This window comes from Streptomyces sp. PsTaAH-137, from assembly GCF_003259365.1.
Taxonomy (GTDB): domain Bacteria; phylum Actinomycetota; class Actinomycetes; order Streptomycetales; family Streptomycetaceae; genus Streptomyces.
Genome location: NZ_QLLY01000005.1, coordinates 523,728 through 543,719 on the forward strand (window position 1 = coordinate 523,728; position 19,992 = coordinate 543,719).

20 protein-coding genes and 1 riboswitch are annotated in these 19,992 nt (G+C 71.2%); of the genes, 7 read left to right on the forward strand and 13 right to left on the reverse strand.

Annotated features, from left to right (window positions below; translation table 11 throughout):
- Positions 1–88 precede the first annotated feature (88 nt).
- The 6 genes from K377_RS14195 to K377_RS14220 form a co-directional block, all read right to left on the reverse strand.
- The gene (locus tag K377_RS14195; RefSeq protein WP_111663654.1) at positions 89–1,711 is read right to left on the reverse strand and encodes an ABC transporter substrate-binding protein; all 1,623 of its coding nucleotides are present in this window, start codon (positions 1,709–1,711) and stop codon (positions 89–91) included.
- Between the two features lie 89 nt (positions 1,712–1,800).
- Positions 1,801–2,553: an SDR family oxidoreductase gene (locus K377_RS14200; protein WP_111663655.1), complete on the reverse strand. Its 753-nt coding sequence runs from the start codon at positions 2,551–2,553 to the stop codon at positions 1,801–1,803.
- A 17-nt stretch (positions 2,554–2,570) separates the two neighbouring features.
- Positions 2,571–3,332 (reverse strand): 3-oxoacyl-ACP reductase FabG, encoded by a 762-nt coding sequence (fabG, locus tag K377_RS14205; protein WP_111663656.1) that lies wholly within the window; start codon positions 3,330–3,332, stop codon positions 2,571–2,573.
- A gap of 135 nt (positions 3,333–3,467) precedes the next feature.
- Positions 3,468–3,860 carry a DUF3037 domain-containing protein gene (locus K377_RS14210; RefSeq protein ID WP_111663657.1) on the reverse strand — a complete coding sequence of 131 codons (393 nt, stop codon included), beginning with the start codon at positions 3,858–3,860 and terminating at the stop codon, positions 3,468–3,470.
- Complete coding sequence (locus K377_RS14215; protein WP_111663658.1) at positions 3,857–4,672, reverse strand: HipA family kinase; 816 nt, start codon at positions 4,670–4,672, stop codon at positions 3,857–3,859. The genes K377_RS14210 and K377_RS14215 overlap by 4 nt, the downstream gene beginning before the upstream one ends.
- 105 nt (positions 4,673–4,777) lie before the next feature.
- Complete coding sequence (locus K377_RS14220; RefSeq protein ID WP_111663659.1) at positions 4,778–5,098, reverse strand: hypothetical protein; 321 nt, start codon at positions 5,096–5,098, stop codon at positions 4,778–4,780.
- Positions 5,099–5,328: 230 nt separating this feature from the next.
- Between K377_RS14220 and K377_RS14225 the strand changes: the two genes are divergently transcribed.
- From K377_RS14225 to K377_RS14240, 4 genes are all read left to right on the forward strand, one after another.
- Positions 5,329–5,913 carry a cysteine hydrolase family protein gene (locus K377_RS14225; protein WP_111663660.1) on the forward strand — a complete coding sequence of 195 codons (585 nt, stop codon included), beginning with the start codon at positions 5,329–5,331 and terminating at the stop codon, positions 5,911–5,913.
- Positions 5,913–6,629: a cysteine hydrolase family protein gene (locus tag K377_RS14230; RefSeq protein WP_111663661.1), complete on the forward strand. Its 717-nt coding sequence runs from the start codon at positions 5,913–5,915 to the stop codon at positions 6,627–6,629. Before K377_RS14225 ends, K377_RS14230 begins: the two co-directional genes overlap by 1 nt.
- A gap of 177 nt (positions 6,630–6,806) precedes the next feature.
- Positions 6,807–7,925 (forward strand): hypothetical protein, encoded by a 1,119-nt coding sequence (locus K377_RS14235; protein WP_237551975.1) that lies wholly within the window; start codon positions 6,807–6,809, stop codon positions 7,923–7,925.
- An 85-nt stretch (positions 7,926–8,010) separates the two neighbouring features.
- On the forward strand, positions 8,011–8,280 hold the full coding sequence (locus K377_RS14240) for a GlsB/YeaQ/YmgE family stress response membrane protein (RefSeq protein WP_111663741.1): 270 nt from the start codon (positions 8,011–8,013) through the stop codon (positions 8,278–8,280).
- 77 nt (positions 8,281–8,357) lie between these two features.
- Here K377_RS14240 and K377_RS14245 read toward each other — a convergent pair whose 3' ends face one another.
- From K377_RS14245 to K377_RS14265, 5 genes are all read right to left on the reverse strand, one after another.
- Positions 8,358–10,907, reverse strand: coding sequence for a discoidin domain-containing protein (locus tag K377_RS14245; protein WP_111663662.1), 2,550 nt, complete (start codon positions 10,905–10,907; stop codon positions 8,358–8,360).
- 298 nt (positions 10,908–11,205) lie between these two features.
- Positions 11,206–12,738, reverse strand: a complete 1,533-nt coding sequence (locus tag K377_RS14250) for an ABC transporter ATP-binding protein (RefSeq protein ID WP_111663663.1) — start codon at positions 12,736–12,738, stop codon at positions 11,206–11,208.
- Complete coding sequence (locus K377_RS14255) at positions 12,735–13,553, reverse strand: ABC transporter permease (protein ID WP_111663664.1); 819 nt, start codon at positions 13,551–13,553, stop codon at positions 12,735–12,737. The genes K377_RS14250 and K377_RS14255 overlap by 4 nt, the downstream gene beginning before the upstream one ends.
- On the reverse strand, positions 13,550–14,497 hold the full coding sequence (locus K377_RS14260) for an ABC transporter permease (RefSeq protein WP_111663665.1): 948 nt from the start codon (positions 14,495–14,497) through the stop codon (positions 13,550–13,552). The genes K377_RS14255 and K377_RS14260 overlap by 4 nt, the downstream gene beginning before the upstream one ends.
- 4 nt (positions 14,498–14,501) lie before the next feature.
- On the reverse strand, positions 14,502–16,064 hold the full coding sequence (locus K377_RS14265) for an ABC transporter substrate-binding protein (RefSeq protein WP_258395036.1): 1,563 nt from the start codon (positions 16,062–16,064) through the stop codon (positions 14,502–14,504).
- 51 nt (positions 16,065–16,115) lie between these two features.
- A riboswitch (cobalamin riboswitch) is annotated at positions 16,116–16,245 on the reverse strand.
- 149 nt (positions 16,246–16,394) lie between these two features.
- Here K377_RS14265 and K377_RS14270 point away from each other — a divergent pair.
- Both K377_RS14270 and K377_RS14275 read left to right on the forward strand, forming a co-directional pair.
- Positions 16,395–17,180 carry a trans-aconitate 2-methyltransferase gene (locus K377_RS14270; RefSeq protein ID WP_111663667.1) on the forward strand — a complete coding sequence of 262 codons (786 nt, stop codon included), beginning with the start codon at positions 16,395–16,397 and terminating at the stop codon, positions 17,178–17,180.
- A 172-nt stretch (positions 17,181–17,352) separates the two neighbouring features.
- Positions 17,353–17,826: a Rieske (2Fe-2S) protein gene (locus K377_RS14275; protein WP_111663668.1), complete on the forward strand. Its 474-nt coding sequence runs from the start codon at positions 17,353–17,355 to the stop codon at positions 17,824–17,826.
- Positions 17,827–17,857: 31 nt separating this feature from the next.
- Here the strand turns inward: K377_RS14275 and K377_RS14280 are convergent, their stop codons facing one another.
- On the reverse strand, positions 17,858–18,490 hold the full coding sequence (locus K377_RS14280; protein ID WP_111663669.1) for a cysteine hydrolase: 633 nt from the start codon (positions 18,488–18,490) through the stop codon (positions 17,858–17,860).
- Positions 18,491–18,614: 124 nt separating this feature from the next.
- Between K377_RS14280 and K377_RS14285 the strand changes: the two genes are divergently transcribed.
- Entirely contained in the window at positions 18,615–19,082 is a 468-nt protein-coding gene (locus K377_RS14285; protein WP_111663670.1) for a pyridoxamine 5'-phosphate oxidase family protein, read from the forward strand.
- Here K377_RS14285 and K377_RS14290 read toward each other — a convergent pair.
- Positions 19,045–19,989: a LysR family transcriptional regulator gene (locus K377_RS14290; protein ID WP_111663671.1), complete on the reverse strand. Its 945-nt coding sequence runs from the start codon at positions 19,987–19,989 to the stop codon at positions 19,045–19,047. The genes K377_RS14285 and K377_RS14290 overlap by 38 nt on opposite strands.
- Between the last annotated feature and the right edge of the window lie 3 nt (positions 19,990–19,992).

Genomic DNA, 19,992 nt, shown 5'->3' on the forward strand with positions numbered 1-19,992 from the left:
CACAGCCGCGCGCGCCGTCATGACACGCACGGCCGCATCGACACCCAAGAACCTACCGGCGGCCACTGACAATCCGGACCGGCCCCCGCTACCAGCTGGTCTTGCGCTCCAGCTCCCACATCAACATGATCGTCGACGGGTCGAGGGCCCGCTCGCCGCCGGCGATCTCCTCGCTCGCGGCGATGTACTGCTTGCCCTGCCACAGCGGCAGCAGCCGGACGTCCTCGGCCATGATCTGCTGGGCCCGTGCGAACTGGCGCACCACCGCGCCGCGGTCGCTCTCCCGGCGCGACTGCGGCAGCAGCTCGTCGGTGATCTCCCGCGAGACGTACGGCGTACCCACCGCGTTCTCCTCGCCCACGAAGGGGGCGATGAAGTTGTCCGCGTCGGGGAAGTCGGGGAACCAGCCGCGCCCGAAGACCGGGTACTCGCCCTTGCGGTATCCGGCCTCGAAGGTGTTCCAGGGCCGGCTCTCCAGCTTGACCTCGAACAGCTTGGACGCCTCCAGCTGCCGCTTCAGCTCCTCGAACTCGGGCTTGGTCGCGGACCCGTACCGGTCGGTGGTGTACCAGAGGGTGAGCGGTACGGGTTCGTGGATGCCGGCCTTGGAGAGGATCTGCGCGGCCTTGGCCGCGCTCGGCTCGCCGTAGTCGTTGAAGAAGTCGGTGGTGTGCCCGACGAGGCCCGCCGGGACCATGGAGTAGAGCGGGCTGACGGTGTCCTGGTACACGGTGTGGGCGATGGCGCCCCGGTCGACGACCTGCGCGACGGCCTGGCGCACCGCCTTCTTGGCCACCCACGGGTCCTGGGGATTGAAGACCAGGTAGCTGGTCTCCATGCCCGCGCCCTCGACGAGCTGGAGGTCCTTGTCGTTCTTCTTGTCCTGGAGCTTCACCGCGTCGGAGGCGGCGAGACCGCGGAAGGTGACGTCGATCTTCTTCGACCGCAGGGCGGCGACCATGTCGGACGAGGACGTGAAGTAGCGGATCGTCACGGCGGCGTTCTTGCGGTCCGCGAAGCCCTTGTACGCGTCGTTCTTGACCAGCTCGGCCTTGTCGCCGGGGCTGTAGGACTTCAGCGTGTACGGGCCCGAGCCGGACACCTCGCGGTCCGTGCGGACGGACTTGGCCGGGTAGTCGTCGGGGTCGACGATCGACATGGCCGGGGTGGCGAGCACGTACGGGAACGTGGCGTCGGCCTTCTTCAGATGAAACGTCACATCACGATCGCCCTGCGTCGTGACGCGGTCGAGGCTGCCGAGCAGCCCCTCGGGGCCGCCCTTGACCCCGATCGTCCGGATCCGGTCGATGGAGTACTTCACGGCGGCGGCGTCGAGGGTGTCCCCGTCGGAGAACGTCATGTCCTCCCGCAGCCGGCAGTGGTACAGGCGGTTGCCGGTGCCCTTGAAGGAGCACTCGGCCGCGTCCGCCTCGGGCTGGGCGGCGCCGGAGGGGAAGGCGACGAGCGTCTGGTACACGTTCCGGAACAGCTCCCACGAGCCGTCCCAGGACGCGGCGGGATCCAGCGTGCTGGGCGCGCTGGTGGTGCCCACCACGATCGGTTTCTCGTCCTCGGAGTCGCTCGCGTTCACCACCCCGCACCCGGCCAGCAGGGGTATGAACGTAGTCGCCGCCAACACGCGGGGGGCAAGCAACCGTCTGAACACGCGCACGCTCCTCGTTCGGCCATGCCATGGGGATCGGCAGACCATATCGCAGTGCCCCACCGGATCAACTACCTGATCCGGCGGGGCACTTGAGCTGCGAGAGGTTTGTCTGTTGACGCCCAGAATCTGACGCGTCAGGCGACGCCCGCGTTGAGGAAGATGCCGCCGTCGACGACGAGCGTCTGCCCGGTGATCCAGTCCGACTGGGCCGAGGTGAGGAACGCGGCGGCGCCGCCGATGTCCTCCGGCACGCCGAGCCGGCCCAGCGGGTAGGCGGCCGCGGCCTCGGCCTCCCGGCCCTCGTAGAGCGCCTGGGCGAACTTGGTCTTCACGACGGCCGGGGCGATCGAGTTGACCCGCACCTTCGGCGCGAACTCGTGCGCCAGCTGGAGCGTGAGGTTGACCATGGCGGCCTTGCTGATGCCGTACGCGCCGATGAACGGCGAGGCGGAGACCCCGGCGACGGACGCGATGTTGACGATCGCGCCGCCGTTCTCCTTCTGCCATGCCCGGTACGTCTGCTGCGCGAAGCCGAGCGCCGAGACGACGTTGGTCTCGAAGACCTTCCTGGCGACGTTGAGGTCGAGCTCGGCGATCGGGCCGAACACGGGGTTCGTACCGGCGTTGTTGACGAGGAAGTCGACGCGGCCGAACGCCTCCATGGTGCGCTCGACGGCGGTGGCCTGGTGGGCCTCGTCGTGCGCCTTTCCGGCCACGTAGATCGCGCGGTCGGAACCGAGCTTCTCCACGGCCTCCTTGAGCGCGTCCTCACCGCGGCCGGTGATGCACACGCGGTCGCCGCGCGCGACGAGCGCCTCGGCGATGCCGTAGCCGATGCCCCGGCTGGCGCCGGTGACGAGGGCGACCTTGCCCGAGATTTCAGTCATGTCCGTTGTCCCCAGCCTTAGTTGAGCGGTCCGCCGGCCACGTACATGACCTGGCCGGAGACAAAGCCGGCCGCCTCGCCCGTGAAGAAGGCGATGGCGTTGGCGATGTCCTCGGGACGGCCCACGCGCTGCACCGGGATCTGGGTGGCGGCGGCCGCCTGGAACTCCTCGAAGCCCATGCCGACGCGCTCGGCGGTGGCCGCCGTCATGTCGGTGACGATGAAGCCCGGGGCGACGGAGTTGGCGGTGACGCCGAACTTGCCGAGTTCCTTGGCCAGGGTCTTGGTGAAGCCCTGCAGACCGGCCTTGGCGGCGGAGTAGTTGACCTGGCCGCGGTTGCCGAGCGCCGAGGACGAGGACAGGTTGACGATGCGGCCGAACTTGGCGTCCACCATGTGCTTCTGGACGGCCTTCGACATCAGGAACGCGCCACGCAGGTGCACGTTCATGACGGTGTCCCAGTCCAGGGCGCTCATCTTGAACAGCAGGTTGTCGCGGAGCACGCCCGCGTTGTTGACCAGGATGGTCGGGGCGCCGAGCTCCTCGGCGATGCGCGCGACGGCGGCCTCGACCTGCGCCTCGTCGGACACGTCGCAGCCCACGGCGAGGGCCTTGCCACCGGCGGCGGTGATCTTCTCGACGGTGTCCTTGCAGGCGGCCTCGTCGAGGTCGATCACGGCGACGGCGCGGCCCTCTTCGGCCAGACGGATCGCGGTGGCGGCGCCGATGCCGCGCGCGGCTCCGGTGACGATCGCTACGCGCTGCTCAGTGGTGGACATGCTCTTCGGTCTCCTCGCCCTAGAGGTCGGCTGCTCGGCTGGGAAGTCGCTGAGCAACCGCTTAGTACCCTGTGCGTGTGACGCTAGAAGTCCTGACACCCGGTGTCAACGTACCCACCGGGTGCCTCTGATCACTCAGCGCACCAGAAGGGTGAGCAGCCGGTGCGCCTCGGCCTCCGGATCGCTGGTCAGACCGGTGTGCACCGGCCCCGGCTGCACCACGGTCGAGCGCGGCGCGACGAGCCAGCGGTAGCGCCGCCCGGCGTCGTCCGCACCGGCCTGTCCGGCGCCCGCTCCCCCGGCGCAGTGCCGCTCGACGGCGCCGAGCAGGGCCCGCACCCCCGCCACGTCCGCCTCGGGGTCGAGGGCGAGCAGCCGCGCCTCGTCGAGATGGGTGAGCGCGGTGACGTAGGACCGGGCGCGGCAGTACACGACGACCCCGGCGTTGATCTGCTCGCCGCGTTCGACACGGGGCACCACACGCAGCAGGGCGTACTCGAAGACGTCGCGGGTCTCACGCTCGCTCATCGGCCGGCTCCTTCGTACGTGATCCAGCCCGTGGCCCGGGGTGCGGTCGCGGCGGCGCCCTTGGGCAGGTAAATCCGTTCATGAAGGCCCGGGGCGCGTTCGAGCAGGGTCTCCACGTACGCGCGGCGCACGGCGTCCGGAGTGTCGAACCCGGGCTCGTCGGTCAGCCACACATCGGGCACGTCGGCCGCCGCCTCGGCGAGCAGCTCCTCGGTGACGCGCGGCGCGAGGTCGGCGGCGGCCGCGGCGAGGTCGGGCCCGAAGGGGGCGAGGGCGTGGTCGGTGGCGTCGTACGGCTTGCCGGCCCAGGCCGGGGCGCCACGCCAGTTGTGGTGCCAGATCATGGAGGCGCCATGGTCGATGAGCCACAACTCGCCTTTCCACACGAGCATGTTGGGGTTCCGCCAGGAGCGGTCGACGTTGTTGATGAGCGCGTCGAACCAGACGATCCGCCCGGCCTGGACCGGGTCGACGGCGTACGCGAGCGGGTCGAAGCCGAGCGCCCGCGGCAGGAACGCCATCCCCAGGTTGATGCCGCCACTGTTCTTCAGCAGCCCCTGCACCTCGGTGTCGGGCTCACCGAGCCCGATCACGGGGTCGAGGTCGAGCGCGACCAGACCGGGCACCCGGAACCCGAGCCGCCGCGCCAGCTGCCCGCAGATCACCTCGGCGACGAGCGTCTTGCGCCCCTGCCCCGCGCCGGTGAACTTCATGACGTACGTGCCGAGATCATCCGCCTCGACGAGCCCCGGCAGCGAACCGCCCTCACGCAAGGGCGTGACGTAGCGGGTGGCAAGGACCTCTTTCAGCATGTTCCCAGGCCATTCATCTAGTCCACCGTGTAAAAGGCAGCATAGTAACCGAGAGTGATGACAGGCGAGGAGCGGCCGCGTGCCGCCCCGCACCCGGGTGCACCGTCATCCACCGAGACCGGGCAGGAGCACCAGACCGATCAGGACGACCGGCGCGAGCACCATCGTCGACACGTGGGCGAGCAGGGCCCTCGGCATCCGCAGCACGGCGAAGGACACCGCACCCACCACCAGCCAGCCGACATACAGCTTCCCGGCGGACTGCCAGGCGGTGGTCTCCTCCGCCCGGGTGGTCGGGTCATGGCCGATGACGCCGACGGCCATCAGGAGCACCACGGCGCACACGAGCAGGTCACCGAGAACGGCGATCACGGCGACGGGCCGGTCGGTCAACTTGCCCTGCGCCCAGGGGCGTATCTCGCTCATGCGACCGGAGCCTATCCACTCCCGGAGCCGCCCCACGGGCCCAGCGCCCCGGGCCCGGCGAGCACCGACCCGAACCGCCCGAGCCGCACGTCCCGCCACCCCGCGCATGTCGGTATCTGCATGTTAGACGTCATTGCCGACGTCACAGCGGGGTCATAGCGTGGTGAACGCGGCCCGGTGGAACACCGCGGGCCGGCCTCTCCCACGCAACTCCTGAAGGCGGTACACCCATGTCCCGAACCACGCTGCGCGAGCTGAACGGCTTCGACCAGACGCCCGCGACGCTGGCCGACTCGACGCTGATCCTGATCGACTTCCAGAACACCTACACCCAGGGCGTCATGGAGCTCGACGGCTGGGAGAAGTCCCTCGACGCGGCCGCGCAGCTGCTGTCCCGGGCGCGCGCCGCCGGCACCAAGGTCGTCCACGTCATCAACGACGGCGGCGAGGGCACCCCGTACGACATCCGGGCGGAGATCGGCCAGATCCACCCGAAGCTCACCCCGGTCGACGGTGAGCCGGTCGTGGTGAAGCAGGCCCCGAACGCGTTCGTCGGCACCGACCTGGACACCCACCTCAAGGAGGGCCAGGACGTCGTCATCGCGGGCTGGATGACCCACATGTGCGTGGCGTTCACCGCCCAGGGCGCGTTCCTCAACGGCAACCGGCCGACCGTCGTCGCCGAGGCCACCGCGACCCGCTCGCTGCCGGTCGCCGGCACCGACCTCGACGCCTGCCAGGTGCACTACAGCGCGCTGGCCACCATCGCCGACCTCTACGGCGTCGTGGTCGGCACGCAGAAGGAGATCGTCTGATGAAGCTGCTCCGTCCGGCCGCCGCGCTGGCCGCCGCCGCCGTGCTCGCCGTCACGCTGTCGGCCTGCGGCGGCGACTCCGAGGCCGCCACCCGCGCCGACGGCGGCAAGAAGCCCGCCGCGACGAACCACGCCGAGGACACCACGACGCTGCGGCAGCTGATGAAGCTGGACGAGACGCCCGCGAAGCTGTCCGACGCCACGCTGGTTCTCGTCGACTACCAGAACGTGTACACCGGCGGCCCGATGGAGCTGACCGGCTGGCGCGCCGCCGTCAAGAACACCGAGGCGCTCCTGGAGCGGGCCCGCGCGGCGCACACGCCCGTCGTCCACATCGTGGAGAAGGGCTACGACCTGAAGTCGAAGGCGGGACAGATCATCCCGGCGCTCAAGCCCGCCAAGGGCGAGACGGTCGTCGAGAAGGCCGTCCCCAACGGCTTCCACGACACCGACCTCGACGCGGTGCTGAAGAAGACCGGCCGCAAGAACGTCATCATCGCCGGGTTCATGACCCACATGTGCACCCTGTTCACCACCGAGGGAGCCGTCTATCACGGCTACCGCCCGACCGTGGTCGGCGACGCCTCCGCGACCCGCCCGCTCCCGGTCAACGGCAATCCGCGGGGCATCCCGGCCCAGCAGGTGCACGAAGCCGCGCTCGCCACGATCCAGGACCGCTTCGGCGTGGTCGTGCCGAAGCAGCGCGACATCAAGTAGCCCGCACCCGGCCCCACGCCCGGCCGGGGAGGAGCCCCGGCTCCTCCCCGGCTCCTCCCCTCCCTCGCCCCTCTGCTCCCCCACATCCCCACATCCCCCCATCCCCCCATCCCCCCAACAGAAGGTTCCCCCCATGCCCGATCAGCAGCTCACGACATCCAGATGGAGAAGACGAAGATGGCTACGCGCAGAGGTTTTATCGGAGGCGCCACCGGCGTCGGCACCGCGGCCGTGCTCGGCTACTCGGCCGCCCCGAGTTCCGCCGACACCGTGACCGCCGCGACGGTCACCCAGGCGCAGGCGCGCGAGTCGATGTTCGCCGTGAACGCGGGCATGCGCGCCAACTACGCCACGCTCAAGGCCGAGTTGGTCAAGCACCTCGCCCCGGTGGTCGTCGTCCAGAACGACGCCAAGGGCGGCCGGTTCACCCTCGTGACCAAGGACGGGCAGGAGTCCGTCAACCCGGTCGCGCCGACCTTCGAACTGGCGAAGTCCATCGCCCACACCCCGCTCGGCGTCTTCTCGGTGATCGCGTCCTACCTCGCGGACAAGATCCCGAACCTGCCGAACGCCGACCGCATCGACCCGCACGACCTGATGATGGTCGCCTACAACGACGACACGTCCACGGCGTGGATCGAGCCCCTCAAGGCGTACGCCGCCAAGCTCTCCACCGCCCGCCAGAACCTGCCGGCCGCCGGTCTTCCGGCCGCCCTCCAGACGTCCTGCGCCGCGATCCTCGACGGAGCACTCGCCTTCATCAAGACCTCCGTCGCCGCCAAGCACTTCGACATGGCGTCCTTCGAGCAGTTCTCCGGCAGCGTCTACCCGGCCATCCGCACCAACATGGAGCATGCCTCGCAGGCCCAGATCAAGGGTGTGCAGGACATCATGAAGACCTGGCGCGCCAAGGTCGGCGAGAGCGCGTGGACGGACCTCTACTGCGTGGTGATCTCGCAGTGGACCACCAGCGTGCTCAACCAGAACACCATCATCATCAAGGACTGCATGAACGCGGCGAAGGTCGCCACCCACCTCATCGACCTGCCCGGTCTCGAGCCCCCGGCCGACCCGGTCTTCACCGCGCTCGACAACCTCGCCCGCATCGTGCAGGACAACATCGCCGCGGAGATGGTCTTCCCGAAGGACACCGTGGTCGCCGACGCCCTCAAGGGCCAGCAGGACCTTCTCTCCGACGAGATCCTCAACCAGCTCGGCACCGTCAACGTGACGGCCCAGGCCGCCCCGCTCTACAACACGGTCGCCACGCCGGGGGTGTGCCCGGTCCGCAAATAATCGCCCGCACGCCCATCGGGTTTGAAGACGGATCGACGGAGTACTCGCTTAACCAGTTCTTATCACCACTGGTTGGAGGCGAATGATGGGCATCATCGCGTGGATCGTCATCGGACTGCTCGCAGGAGCGATTGCCAAGCTGCTGCTGCCGGGCAAGGACCCGGGCGGCATCATCATCACGATGCTCATCGGCATCGCCGGTGGTCTTCTGGGCGGCTGGCTCGGCAAGGTCATCTTCGGGGTCGACTCCATCGACGGCTTCTTCAACCTGTCCACGTGGGTGGCGGCCATCGTCGGCTCGCTGATCCTGCTGATCCTGTACCGCGTGATCACCGGTAACCGACGTCGCGCCTGAACCCGCTGACGACGCCCCGTGCGGGGCACCCCACCAGGGGTGCCCCGCACGGTCGTCTCACGGTGTCGGGATCGCGTCTACGGGAATGACGTGATCTTGGACGGGACGGTACTGGTGCCCGAGGTCGGAGCGCCGGTGTTGTTGACGACGTGGGCGTACTGGCCCTTGCCGCCCAGCGAGATGACCTGGATGTCGTGCAGCTTGATGCCGGACTTCACCGGGACCTGGAAGCCGTGCTGCTGCACGATGCTCGGGTCCGAGGTGAAGTTGCAGTAGCTGCCCAGGCCCCACGCCTCATGGGTGTTGACGCTGTCGGCGACCTTGTAGGCCGCGTAGCCGACGATGCCGTCGTGGGTGATGGAGGCGGCGTTGGGAGCGTCGTACGCCTTCTCGTTCTGGAAGAAGATCGTGCGGCCGCGTTCGCCGTTCCAGAGCACGTCGTACTTGTTGAAGTGCTCCACGAACAGACCGGTGGCGAGGACGTCGTCGCCGTTCACGACGAGCCCGTAGTCGGCGCGGTTGGTCTCCCAGCCGACGCCGTCGCCGTGGTCGGCCCGCCAGATCCAGGTGTGGTCGACGATCACGTCGTCGCTGTTGACGACCACGGAGTTGGTGGCGAGGCCGGGGCCCGCGCCGCCGATCCGGATGAACACGTCCTGCATGGAGGTCGGGTTCGCGGCGTGGTCGGCGCTCGCTCCGGCCCCACCGATCTGGAGCAGCGTGTCCGACTTCTTGGAGCCCGCGTCGATCAGGAACCCGGCGAGCTTCACGCCGTCGACGTCGGCGACGTGCATGGCGTCGACGCCGTTGTCGGGAACGATGGTCGCGAGGCCGAGGCCGAGCACGACCGTGTTGGCGCGGTTGACGTTGATGGTCTGGTCGAGGTGGTAGACGCCCGGGGTGAACAGCAGGTTCAGGCCCTGGGAGAGCGCCTGGTTGATGGTGGCCGCGGTGGCGCCGGGCTTCACCACGTAGAACTGGCTCAGCGGGAGCGAGGTCCCCGCGTTGGCCGGCCAGGAGACGCCGCGCGCGTTGGTGCGCTTGGCGGGCACGAACACCTTGTAGTCGTTGCCGTCCAGATAGAGGAACGGCTTCTCGCGGGAGACCGGCGTGTTGTCGAGCGTGGTGTACGGGCCGGTGTCGAAGTTGGTCGCCGGAGCGCCCTGCACACCGCTGAACGTCATGTTCCAGACGCCGTTGGTCCAGCCGCCCACCGAACTGTCGCGGGTGTACCACTGCTGCTGCGAGTACGGGCCGACCGTGCCGTCGATCTTGGAGTCGGCGATGTAGCCGCCCGAGGCCCAGCCGTAGCCGTTCGGCGCGAGGTTGAGGCCGCCGGTGACGTGCATGCGGCGGAACGGGGCGGCCTGCGCGACGGCCCAGCGGTCGGTGCCGTTCACCGGGTTGAGGGAGAGGTTCTCGGCGGAGCGCCAGAAGTTCTGCGTGGCGTTGCCGTTGAACCAGCCCGCGTCGACCGTGACGTCACCGTTGATCTTCGTGTCGTCGGGGTTGAGGCCGAGACCGGAGATCGAGGTGTAGAAGCCGAGTTGGGCGTTGATGTTGTTGTACGTGCCCGGCTTGAGCAGGAACTGGTAGCGCTGCGAGCCGAACTGGTTCGACTCCTGCTGGGCGAAGACCTGGTCGAACTTGCCTTGCAGATTGGCCGTGTTGGGGTCGACGACGATGACGTTCGGGCCGAGGTCGCCGCCGCCCTCGACGGGCGGGGTGGTGGAGCCGGAGCCGGTGTGCACCCCGACCTCCCACAGCGAGTAGCCGTAGCCGGTGGCGCGGGTGGTTCCGTAGATCCGCAGATAGCGGCCGGTGCCGCTGACGTCGTAGGAGGTGGTGCCGCCGGTCGCGCCGGTGACGTCCTTCAGGGTCGTCCAGGTCTGCCCGTCCGCGGAGGCCTGGATCTTGAAGGCCTTGGCGTACGCGGCCTCCCAGTTGAGGTCCACCTTGCAGATGCTCTGCGACGAGCCGAGGTCCACCTGGACCCACTGCGGGTCGGTGGCGGCGGACGACCAGCGGGTGGCGGTGTCGCCGTCGAAGGCGGCCGAGGCCGGGGTGCCGCCGTTCTCCGTGGAGGAGGCGGTCGCGGGGCGGCCCTTGGCGGCGTTCGCGGTCGAGCAGCCGTCGGCCGGCGGGGTGGTCCCTGAGCTGCCGAAGACCTGGAACTCCCAGAGGGAGTAGCCGTACTGGGTGGCGCGGGTGACGCCGGTCATGCGGACGTACCGGCCGGAGCCGGAGACGTCGAGGGTGTCGGTGCCGCCGTCGGAGCCGGTGACCGACTTCAGGTCGGACCAGGTGCTCCCGTTGTCGGAGACCTGGATCTTGTAGTCCTTCGCGTAGGCGGCCTCCCAGTTGAGGACGACCTTGCTGAGCGTCGCCGACGCCCCGAGGTCGACCTGGAGCCACTGGGCGTCGGTCGCCGCGGACGACCAGCGGGTGCCGGTGTCACCGTCGACGGCATACGCCGCGGGCGTGCCGCCGTTCTCGGTGGAGGAGGCCGTGACGGCCTTGCCCTGGGAGAGCGGCGTGTCGGCGGCCGCCGCCGAGGATGCCTGGGCGGGGAAGCTCAGCAGCGCCGCCGCCGTGGCGAGCGCGATCCCCAAGGATCTGTGTCTCATGCGTGTCACTCCGTGCGGGGGTGAGGGTGAAACGGCCCGAAGCAGCCTTCACCAAGTGAGCGCACGTCTGGATGGACGGGCGCGGTGGAGCGCACTCCTACCGTGTCCGGAAGAGTTCAACGGCCAGAGAAGAGAACTTAGTTCGCGGTTTGATTTAAGGGCCGAGGTAATAGTTCGGCAAGACCTCGGGAGCGTCTTCTTTTCACAACTCGAACGGGCCGATCACCGACGGCGCGACGAGAGGAACCCGCACACGCCGCCCACCTGGCCCGACGGCCCGTGCGCCACCCGGGACCTGTCAGGGAATGGAGGCAAGCGAAGTGCGTGACACGAGCCGTCCCGCCTCGAACAGCACCGCGTCGTCGGCCAGCACGCGCGCCGCGGGCAGATCGTGGCTGATGAACAGCAGAGCCGTCGCGGACGGCGCGAGCAGCCGGGGCAGCGCGTCGAGGACCCGCTCGCGGGAGGCGGTGTCCAGGGCCGATGTCACCTCGTCGCACACCAGCAGCGCGGGTCGCGCGGCGAGGGCGCGCACCAGCGCGCAGCGCTGCAACTGGCCTCCGGAGAGCTGTCCGGGGACGCGGTCGAGGAGGGCTGCCTCCAGGCCCAGGCGCTCGGCGGTCCCCCGCACCTCGGCCGCCGCCTCCGCTCGGCTCAGGCCGCGCAACAGGCGCCCGGTGTCCGCGAGTTGGCCGATGAGCGGGCGGCGCTTCTCGAAGGAGTCGGGGCTGCTCTGATGCACGTACTGCACCGCGCGGCGCTGTGTCGTGTCGCGCCGGTCGATGCGTGCGGGGAGCGGCGCCCCGTCGAGGCGCACCTCCCCCGAGGTCGGTCCTGTCAGGCCCGCGAGGACCCGGGCGAACGTCGTCTTGCCCGAGCCGGAGGGGCCGAGCAGCGCGGTGCTGCTGCCGGGCGGGAGGGCCAGCGACACCGGGCCTGCGAGGAGGCTGCCGGTTCCGCGCCGTACGACGACGCCCTCGGCCACGACGCCCCGGTCCGGCGCGGAGGGCGGGCTCGTCGGCGGGGCGGCCGCTCGGCGCGCGGAGTCGGTGCGGCGCTCGGCGGTGAGCAGGGCGCGGGTGGCCGGATGGCGTGCGGTGCCGGGTCCGGTGCTGCCGAGGATGTCGGGGGTGGGGCCCTCGTCGACGGCGCGGCCGTGTTCGAGGACGGTGACCCGGTCCGCCGTGCGGCGTACGAGGGGCAGGTCGTGGCTGAGGAGCAGGATGCCCGCGCCGTCGTCCGCGAGCTGCCGGACCGTGCGGCCGAGGGCCTGGGCCAGGGCGGGGTCGAGGCCGCTGGTGGGCTCGTCGAGGACGAGCAGGCGCGCGCCGGTGACCAGCGCGGAGGCCAGCGCGAGGCGCTGCTGCTGGCCGCCGGAGAGCTGGTGCGGGAAGCGGCGGTGGGTGGTGGCCCGGTCGAGTCCGGCGGCGGTCAGCGCGTCGGCGGCAGCCGTCCTGCGGGCGGCCCGGCCGGTGTGGCCGAGCGCGGCGAGTTCGGTGAGCACCGCTCCGACGCGGCGGACCGGGTCCAGGACGGATTCGGGGTGCTGGGGGAGGTGTGCGGCGCGGCCCGCCCGCGCGGCCCTGCGGGCGTCCGGGGTGAGCGTCAGCAGGTCCGTGCCGTCGAGGAGGACGCGGCCCGTCAGGTCGACGGCCGGCCGTGCGGCGCCGAGCGCGGCCAGGCCCAGGGTGGTCTTGCCGCTGCCCGAGGGGCCGACGACGGCGACCACCGTGCCGGGTGCCACGGTCAGCCGCACAGCGTCGAGCAGCGGGCGGGGCGCGCCGTCGGCCCGCGCCGAGATCCCGGGTATCCGGAGCAGCGGGGCGGTCACACGGTCCTCCTCGTGCGCGCGAGGACGCGGTCGACCAGCAGGTTGCCGCCGACGCACAGCGCGGTGAGCAGCGCCGCGGGCACCAGTACGGCGGCGGGCTGGGTGAACAGGGCGTCGCTGTTGCGCTCGATGAGGACGGACCAGTCCGGCGCGGAGGCGGGCAGCCCGAGGCCGAGGAAGTTGGCGGACGCCAGCAGGTACAGCACGACGGAGAACCGGCCGCCCGCGTCGGTGGCCAGCGGCGCGGCCAACTCCCGCGCCAGATGCCGCAGATGGATGTACGCCCAGCCGTGGCCCTGCATCCGCAGCGCCTCGACGACCGTACGGGAGCCGGGCGCCAGAGCCGCACCGCGCACCAGCCGGGCGACGGCCGGGACCTGGAGCGCTCCGGCGACGGCCACCAGCCAGAACCACGCGCGGTGGCCCGTCGCCGCGAGCGTCATCAGCACCAGCAGGCCCGGAAAGGCGAGAAGCAGGTCCATGGTCCGCATGACGGTCTCGTCGAGGACCCGGCGCGGACCGGCGGCCAGCAGCCCCAGCGGAATCCCGAGCGCGGTGCCGACGGCGAGGGCGGCCAGGGCACTGCCCACGACCGACGCGCCGCCGTGCAGGACGAGCGCGAGGACGTCGCGCCCCAGCACGTCCGTGCCGAGCGGATGCCCGGCGCCGGGCGGCTGGGACGGCAGCGCGCCCGGGCGGGGCTCCGCGTCCCCGGCCACCAGCGGTCCGAGTACGGCCAGCAGGACGGGTACGCCCAGCAGGAGCAGGGCGATCCAGGGGCGACGGGCCCGCTTCGTGGCCGTACGCCCTCTCACGCCGTCACCTCGCGGCGAGGTGCGAGCCGGTGGGCGACCAGGTCGCCCACGAGGTTCACGGCGACGGCGGTGCCCGCGAACAGCAGCGCGTACGTCTGCACTTGAGGCATGTCCCGGTTCTGGACCGCCTGGACGAACCCGTCGCCGAGTCCGCTGAACCCAAACACGGCCTCTACCACGACCGCGCCGCCGAGCAGTCCCTCCACGCAGCGCGCGTACTGCTGCGCGGCCGGCCCGAGCGCGCTCGGCAGCACATGGCGCAGGACCACGGTGCGTTCGCGCAGGCCGAGCAGGCGCAGATGGTCGGCGACGGCGCTGTGCCGCTGCTCCGCGACCCCGGCGCGGATCTGCCGCGCCAGATCGCACAAGTGACGGGCCGTCAGCACGAATACGGGGAGCACCAGGACGGCCGGCTGGGCGAGCAGCGCGGCTCTGTCCATGCCCACGGCGGTGGCGGGCAGGAGCCCCGCGGCCAGGGACACGGAGGCGACGAGCAGCAGGCCGAGCACGAACTCCGGTACGGCGTGCAGCACGACCGCGGCCGTGTTCAGGGCGCGGTCGACACGGCTGCCCTCGCGCAGCCCGGAGACGGTTCCGACCAGCGGCGCGACGACCGTGACCAGGAGCAGTGCCGGTACGCCGAGGAGCAGCGTGACGCCGACGCGGCGGCCGATGTCGTCCCCGACGGGCACGCCCGTGGTCAGGGAGTTCCCGAGGTCGCCGGTGAGCAGCCGGCCGAGCCAGTGTCCGAAGCGGGACCAGGCCGGTTCGTCCAGGCCCAACTGTGTGCGCAGGGCGCTGACCTGCTCGGGCGTGCCCAGTTCGCCGCGGAGCACGTCGGCGGTGTCGCCGGGCAGCAGCGAGCCGACGGCGAACACGGCGACGAGCACCACCAGGCACTGGGCGAGGGCGAGCAGGCAGCGCCTCAGGACGTAGGCGCGCACGGCGTCAGCCGGTGCGGACCCGGTCGAAGCGGGCCCAGTCGTGCGAGTTCGGGGGCGCCGCGCGCAGGCCGGTCACCGATCGTGCGACGGCGTCGTTGGCGTCGGAGAAGGCCCACACCAGGAGTCCGGACCCGTCGCGGGCGAGCTTCTGGGCGCGGGTGAGCAGGGCGAGGCGGTCGTCTTCGTCGCGACTGGTGCGGGCCCGGTCGAGCAGGGCGTCGAACTTCTCCGAGGCGTACTGGGTCTGGTTGCGGGCGGCGCCGCCGCGCACGCGCTGCTGGAGGAAGTCGGAGACCGGGAGGGTGGAGGTCGTGTTGAAGGCGGCGACGCCCTTGGTCCTGATCTCGCTGAAGTAGGTACTGGAGGCACGGGTGTTGGCCGACAGTTTCAGGCCCACCTCGGCCAGTTGCCGCGCCATGAGGTCGGCGGCCGGTTCCCAGGCGGCGTCCACGGAGCTGGTCTCCACGGTGATGCGCAGCCCTTCGGCTCCGGCCGCCTCGACGAGCCGGCGCGCCTCGCCGACGTCCCTCTTCCGGGGTTCGAGCCCTTCGGGGTAGCCGCGCAGCCCGAGCCCGAAGAGGTCGTTGCCCGGCTCGCCGTGTCCGGCGAGCGCGATCCTGACCAACGCCTCGCGGTCGATGCCCAGTTGCACGGCCCGTATCAGCCGGGGGTCGTCGAAGGGCTTGCGGCCCGTGCGCAGCAGGAGTTGCTGGGCCGTGGCCCGCTTCGCGGTCAGCAGCCGCACCGAGCCGGTCTTCTTCAGCCGCTCCACGGAGGCCCCGGCCATGTCGGCGCCGTAGTGGACCTGGCCGGAGAGCAGGGCGTTGAGCCGCGCCGACTCCTCGTTCGCGGGGACGATCTCCAGCTCGGCGATGTGCGGGGCGCCGTCCCAGTGGTCCGCCCAGCGCCGGTAGCGGGCGGTCCCGCCGGGCGTGAAGGACACGTAGGTGAAGGGGCCGGAGCCGACGGGCTTGCGGAAGTCGGTCGTCCCGGCGGGCATGATCTCGGTGCCCGGGCCCGCGAACACGGTGGGGAACTCGAAGTTGGGGGCCTTCAGCACGAGGACGACGGACCGTGCGCCGTCGGCCCTGCTGGCGTCGAGGTCGATCGCGGAGAGCAGCACCTGCGAGGGGGAGCCGGTCGCGGGGTCGGCGGCGCGGCGGTAGCTGTAGAGGACGTCCTTGGCGGTGACCTGCTTGCCGTCGTGGAAGCGGGCCTCCCGCAGCCGTACGCGCCAGCGGGTGCCGGAGGCGTCGCTCTCCCAGGACTCGGCGAGCCGCGGGCGCACGGACATGTCGTCGGCGTAGGTGCCGAGCGTGTCGTAGAGGGCCTTCGCGCGGGCCTGGTCGACGAAGTTGGGCGCGACGTGCGGGTCGAGGGTCTCCTGCGAGCCGCCGGACGTGAACGCGGCGCGGAACCGGTCGGTGCCGCCGCCGTCCTTCGTGTCGCCGCCGCAGCCGGTGAGCAGTCCGCTGCCGGCGAGCGCCAGCGCGCCCCCGGCCGCCAGCACTCCCCGCCTGCCGGGCTGGGGGCTCCTCGTCGTCTCCGTCCGGGCATGCGTCGGCACATCGATCCTCTCCGGGGTGTCCTCGCCCCTGCTGCTGGACCGGCGACGGGTCAGTCTCCTGGCTCCCGGATCGTCGCTCGCCTCCGCCTTCCCGTCCGCGGGCGCGGACAGTGGCGTGCGGGAGACTCGCTTCCCGGTCACAGTGGCGGGACCGCGCCGGATTCGCACCGGCTTCCTGGTTCCCTTCGCCTCGTGCGCTCATTGTGACGTACAGGGATGCGAGAGCCGCAGGCCGGTGGCCGTTCGCGGACTCCGGGCGATGTGATCAGCTGTCGGGGCGGGTCGTCGCGCCCGCACACCCCGCAGGCCCCGGACAGGAGACAGCGCACCATGACGAGCACCACCCCGCTCCCCGACTGGCAGCACTGGCAGACGGGTTGGGACCGCCAGCAGGAGTGGTACATGCCCGACCGGGAGGAACGCTTCCGGGTCATGACCGACGCGGTCGAGGCGGTCGCGGGCCGGACGCCGCGCGTCCTCGACCTCGCCTGCGGCACCGGCAGCATCACGGACCGGCTCCTGCGCCGGCTGCCCGACGCCGAGGTCACCGCCGTCGACATCGATCCGCTGCTGCTGACCATCGCGCGCGGCCACTTCTCCGGTGAACGACGTGTGAGCTTCGTCGTGGCGGACCTGACGGACCCGGGCTGGACGCGCCTCCTCCCCCACACGTCCTACGACGCCGTGGTCACCGCCACCGCCCTGCACTGGCTGGACACCGCGCCGCTGGCCCGCCTGTACGGCGATCTGGCGGGCCTGCTCCGCGCGGGCGGCGTCTTCCTCAACGCCGACCACATGAAGGACGAGTCGGCGCCCGGCCTCAACGCCGCCCTGCACACCCTGCACACGGAACGGCAGGCCCGCGCGCGGGAAGAGGGCGCCGTGGACTGGGCCGACTGGTGGCACGCGGCGGCAGCCGATCCGCTCCTGTCCGAGGTGGCCGCCGAGCGTTTCGCCCTGCTCGGCGACCCGCGCAGGCCCAAGCCCCCGGGTGAGCCGCGCGACCGTCCGACCGCCACCCGCTGGCACGTGGAGACGCTGCTCGCGCGGGGCTTCAGCGAGGCACGACAGCTGTGGTGCTCCACGAGCGACGCCCTCGTGGCCGCGCTGCGCTGAGCCCGGTGCCGATGTTTCCCCCGATGGGATGACATGGCCGGTCGTGGTGACGCCGGAGAGCACGGGGCCGAGTTAGGAGATCAGCGGGGCGTTGAACATTCCGGGACGACCGTACGTACCGGAGTGGGAACCCCCCACGGACCGGCCCGCTCGATCGAAAGGAACCGACGGCATGACCGTTTCGCAGGAGTCCGCCCCTACCGATCCCTCCGTCCCCACCGGCCCCACCGCTCCGGGCCCGTGCCGCCGCAGTGTCGTCGCGGCGGTCGGCGCGGTCGGGATCGCCGCGGCACTGACCGCGTGCGGCTCCGGCGACGACGGCGGGTCGCAGCCCGCGGACAGCGCGACGGCCGCCGGCGGTGACGCGCTCGCCAGGACCTCGGACATCCCGGAGGGCGGCGGCAAGATCTTCGCCGATCAGGGGGTCGTGGTGACGCAGCCCAAGAAGGGCGAGTTCAAGGCGTTCACCGCCACCTGCACGCACCAGGGCTGCAAGGTGACGAAGGTCGAGGGCGGCACCATCGACTGCCCGTGCCACGGCAGCAAGTTCTCCATCGAGGACGGCAGCGTCAAGAACCCGCCGGCGACCCAGCCGCTGGCCGCGAAGCAGATCAAGGTCAGCGGCGACTCGATCACCCTCGCCTGACGGGCGCCCGCGACCGCCGCGGTCGAAGGCGTCAGCGGCGCTTCCACGCGGCGAGCACGTCCTGCGTCGTCGTCACGGTGGCGACCAGGGCGAGCGTGTTGCGGATCATCGCCGGGGTGTAGTCGGAGGGCACCCCGGCGATGGCGTCCCCGGGGACGACCACGTCGTAGCCGAGGTTCACGGCGTCGAAGACGGCGTTCGGTATGGCTACGTTGGCGGAGACCCCGGTGACGACGAGGGTGCGGCAGCCGAGGTTGCGCAGCAGCGGGTCCACGTCCGTGCCCGCGATCGGGGAGAGCCCGTGCAGCCGCCGCACGACGAGATCCTCGTCGGCGACCTCGATGGGCGGCGCGATCCGCACGGCCCTGCTGCCGGTGAGCTGCTGCACGGGCAGGCGCTCGGCGGCGCGGAAGAGGCGGCCGTTGCGGTTCGCGCCGCGGCCGTCGGGGCGGCGCTCCGCGACCGCGTGCAGCACCTGCGCCCCGCTCTCGTGCGCGGCGGCCACCAGCCGCGCGACCCGCACGAGGGCTCCCGACTTCCGTGCCTCGTCGGCCAGTTCGGGCAGGGCGCTGTCGGTGCCGACCACACCCTGCTGGCACTCTACGGTGAGCAGTACGGTGTGGGCCGGGGCCAGCAGTTCGACCAGCTTCTCGTGTGTCGGCATGATTCTCCCTGCCCGTCGTCGGTCCCGTGGGGGCTGGTGGAGAGTAGCCACCATTGCGCCCGGAGGGAAGAGCCCCCATGCTGCTTTTCTGACATACCGTCAGCACAGGTGGAGGAGAGCAGCCATGACCGTCGCCCAACGCAGGGGCCGCAGAATCATGATGAGCCCCGACGAGCGGGACGCCTTCCTCGCGGAGCAGCGCACCTGCCGGGTGGCCACGGTGTCGGCCGACGGCACCCCGCACGTCAGCCCGCTGTGGTTCCTGTGGGACGGCGCTTCACTGTGGCTTTACTCCCTCGCGCGCAGCCGCCGTTGGGCCGATCTGCGGGCGGACGGGCGGGTGGCCGTGGTGGTCGACGCGGGTGACGACTACGGCGAGTTGCGCGGTGTCGAGCTGTCCGGCCGCATCGAGTTCGTCGGCGAGTCCCCGCGCACCGGCGCACCGTGCCCCGAACTCGACGCTCCGGAGAAGCAGTTCGCCGAGAAGAACTTCGGGCTGCCCACCATGGTGTACGACGGGCGGCACGCCTGGGCCCGGCTGACCCCGGACAAGATCACGTCGTGGGACTTCCGGAAACTGGCCGAGCTGTAGCGATACGGCCGAGCTCCGCACCGGCCTTGCGCAGTGCGCCGACGGCTGCCCTGATGGACGGCCGCCGGTCGGCGTCCGCCCGCCAGGCCACGTACACATGGCGCCGCACCTGCTGCCGCACCGGCACGGTCACCACGCCCTCCGGTACGGGGTCGCGTCCGAGGAGCGGCGCGACGCACACCCCCAACCCCGCCGCCACGAGACCTAGTTGAGTGTGCGTCTCGGCGGCGCGATGAACGATCTGCGGCTCGATCCCCTTGGCCCGCAGCGTGAACATCAGCCACTCGTGACAGAACTCGCCCTCGCCCCAGGTGATCCACTCGTCGTCCGCGAAGTCCTCCAGCCCCACCTCGGCGCGGCCGGCGAGAGGGTGGCCGACGTGCAGGGCGACATCGGCGGGGTCGTCCATGATGCTCGCCCTCACCAGCCCGTCGGGAAGCGGCATCGGCTTGTTGTACCAGTCGAGAGCGACGGCCAGATCGAGGTCACCGCGCAGCACTCCGGCGACCCCCAGCTCGGGCTCCAACTCCTTCGACCGCACGCGCAGTTGCGGGTGGTCGGCGCGCAGCGCGGCCAGGGCCCCCGGGAACAGGCCCCGCGCGGCGGTCGGGAACGCCGAGATCCGCAGCTCCCCCACGACCTGTCCGCGCTGCGCCTCCAGGTCGGACTGGGCCAGTTCGACCTGGGACAGGATGCGCGCCGCGTGATCGGCGAGCAGCCGCCCCGCATCCGTGAGACGCACCCCGCGACCGTGCTTGGCGAGCAGCCGCTGCCCCGCCTCACGCTCCAGCTTGGCCATCTGCTGCGAGACGGCCGAGGTGGTGACGTGCAAGGCGTCGGCGGCCCCACTGACCGACCCGTACCGAGCCAACGCATCAAGCACCCGCAACCGCTCCAGGTTCAACATCCC

Excerpts from the sequence above, each read along its gene's own strand:
- K377_RS14195 (WP_111663654.1), bottom strand. The coding sequence starts at position 1,711 with ATGGTCTGCCGATCCCCATGGCATGGCCGAACGAGGAGCGTGCGCGTG.
- K377_RS14200 (WP_111663655.1), bottom strand. The coding sequence starts at position 2,553 with ATGACTGAAATCTCGGGCAAGGTCGCCCTCGTCACCGGCGCCAGCCGG.
- fabG (WP_111663656.1), bottom strand. The coding sequence starts at position 3,332 with ATGTCCACCACTGAGCAGCGCGTAGCGATCGTCACCGGAGCCGCGCGC.
- K377_RS14210 (WP_111663657.1), bottom strand. The coding sequence starts at position 3,860 with ATGAGCGAGCGTGAGACCCGCGACGTCTTCGAGTACGCCCTGCTGCGT.
- K377_RS14215 (WP_111663658.1), bottom strand. The coding sequence starts at position 4,672 with ATGCTGAAAGAGGTCCTTGCCACCCGCTACGTCACGCCCTTGCGTGAG.
- K377_RS14220 (WP_111663659.1), bottom strand. The coding sequence starts at position 5,098 with ATGAGCGAGATACGCCCCTGGGCGCAGGGCAAGTTGACCGACCGGCCC.
- K377_RS14225 (WP_111663660.1), top strand. The coding sequence starts at position 5,329 with ATGTCCCGAACCACGCTGCGCGAGCTGAACGGCTTCGACCAGACGCCC.
- K377_RS14230 (WP_111663661.1), top strand. The coding sequence starts at position 5,913 with ATGAAGCTGCTCCGTCCGGCCGCCGCGCTGGCCGCCGCCGCCGTGCTC.
- K377_RS14235 (WP_237551975.1), top strand. The coding sequence starts at position 6,807 with ATGGCTACGCGCAGAGGTTTTATCGGAGGCGCCACCGGCGTCGGCACC.
- K377_RS14240 (WP_111663741.1), top strand. The coding sequence starts at position 8,011 with ATGGGCATCATCGCGTGGATCGTCATCGGACTGCTCGCAGGAGCGATT.
- K377_RS14245 (WP_111663662.1), bottom strand. The coding sequence starts at position 10,907 with ATGAGACACAGATCCTTGGGGATCGCGCTCGCCACGGCGGCGGCGCTG.
- K377_RS14270 (WP_111663667.1), top strand. The coding sequence starts at position 16,395 with ATGACGAGCACCACCCCGCTCCCCGACTGGCAGCACTGGCAGACGGGT.
- K377_RS14275 (WP_111663668.1), top strand. The coding sequence starts at position 17,353 with ATGACCGTTTCGCAGGAGTCCGCCCCTACCGATCCCTCCGTCCCCACC.
- K377_RS14280 (WP_111663669.1), bottom strand. The coding sequence starts at position 18,490 with ATGCCGACACACGAGAAGCTGGTCGAACTGCTGGCCCCGGCCCACACC.
- K377_RS14285 (WP_111663670.1), top strand. The coding sequence starts at position 18,615 with ATGACCGTCGCCCAACGCAGGGGCCGCAGAATCATGATGAGCCCCGAC.
- K377_RS14290 (WP_111663671.1), bottom strand. The coding sequence starts at position 19,989 with ATGTTGAACCTGGAGCGGTTGCGGGTGCTTGATGCGTTGGCTCGGTAC.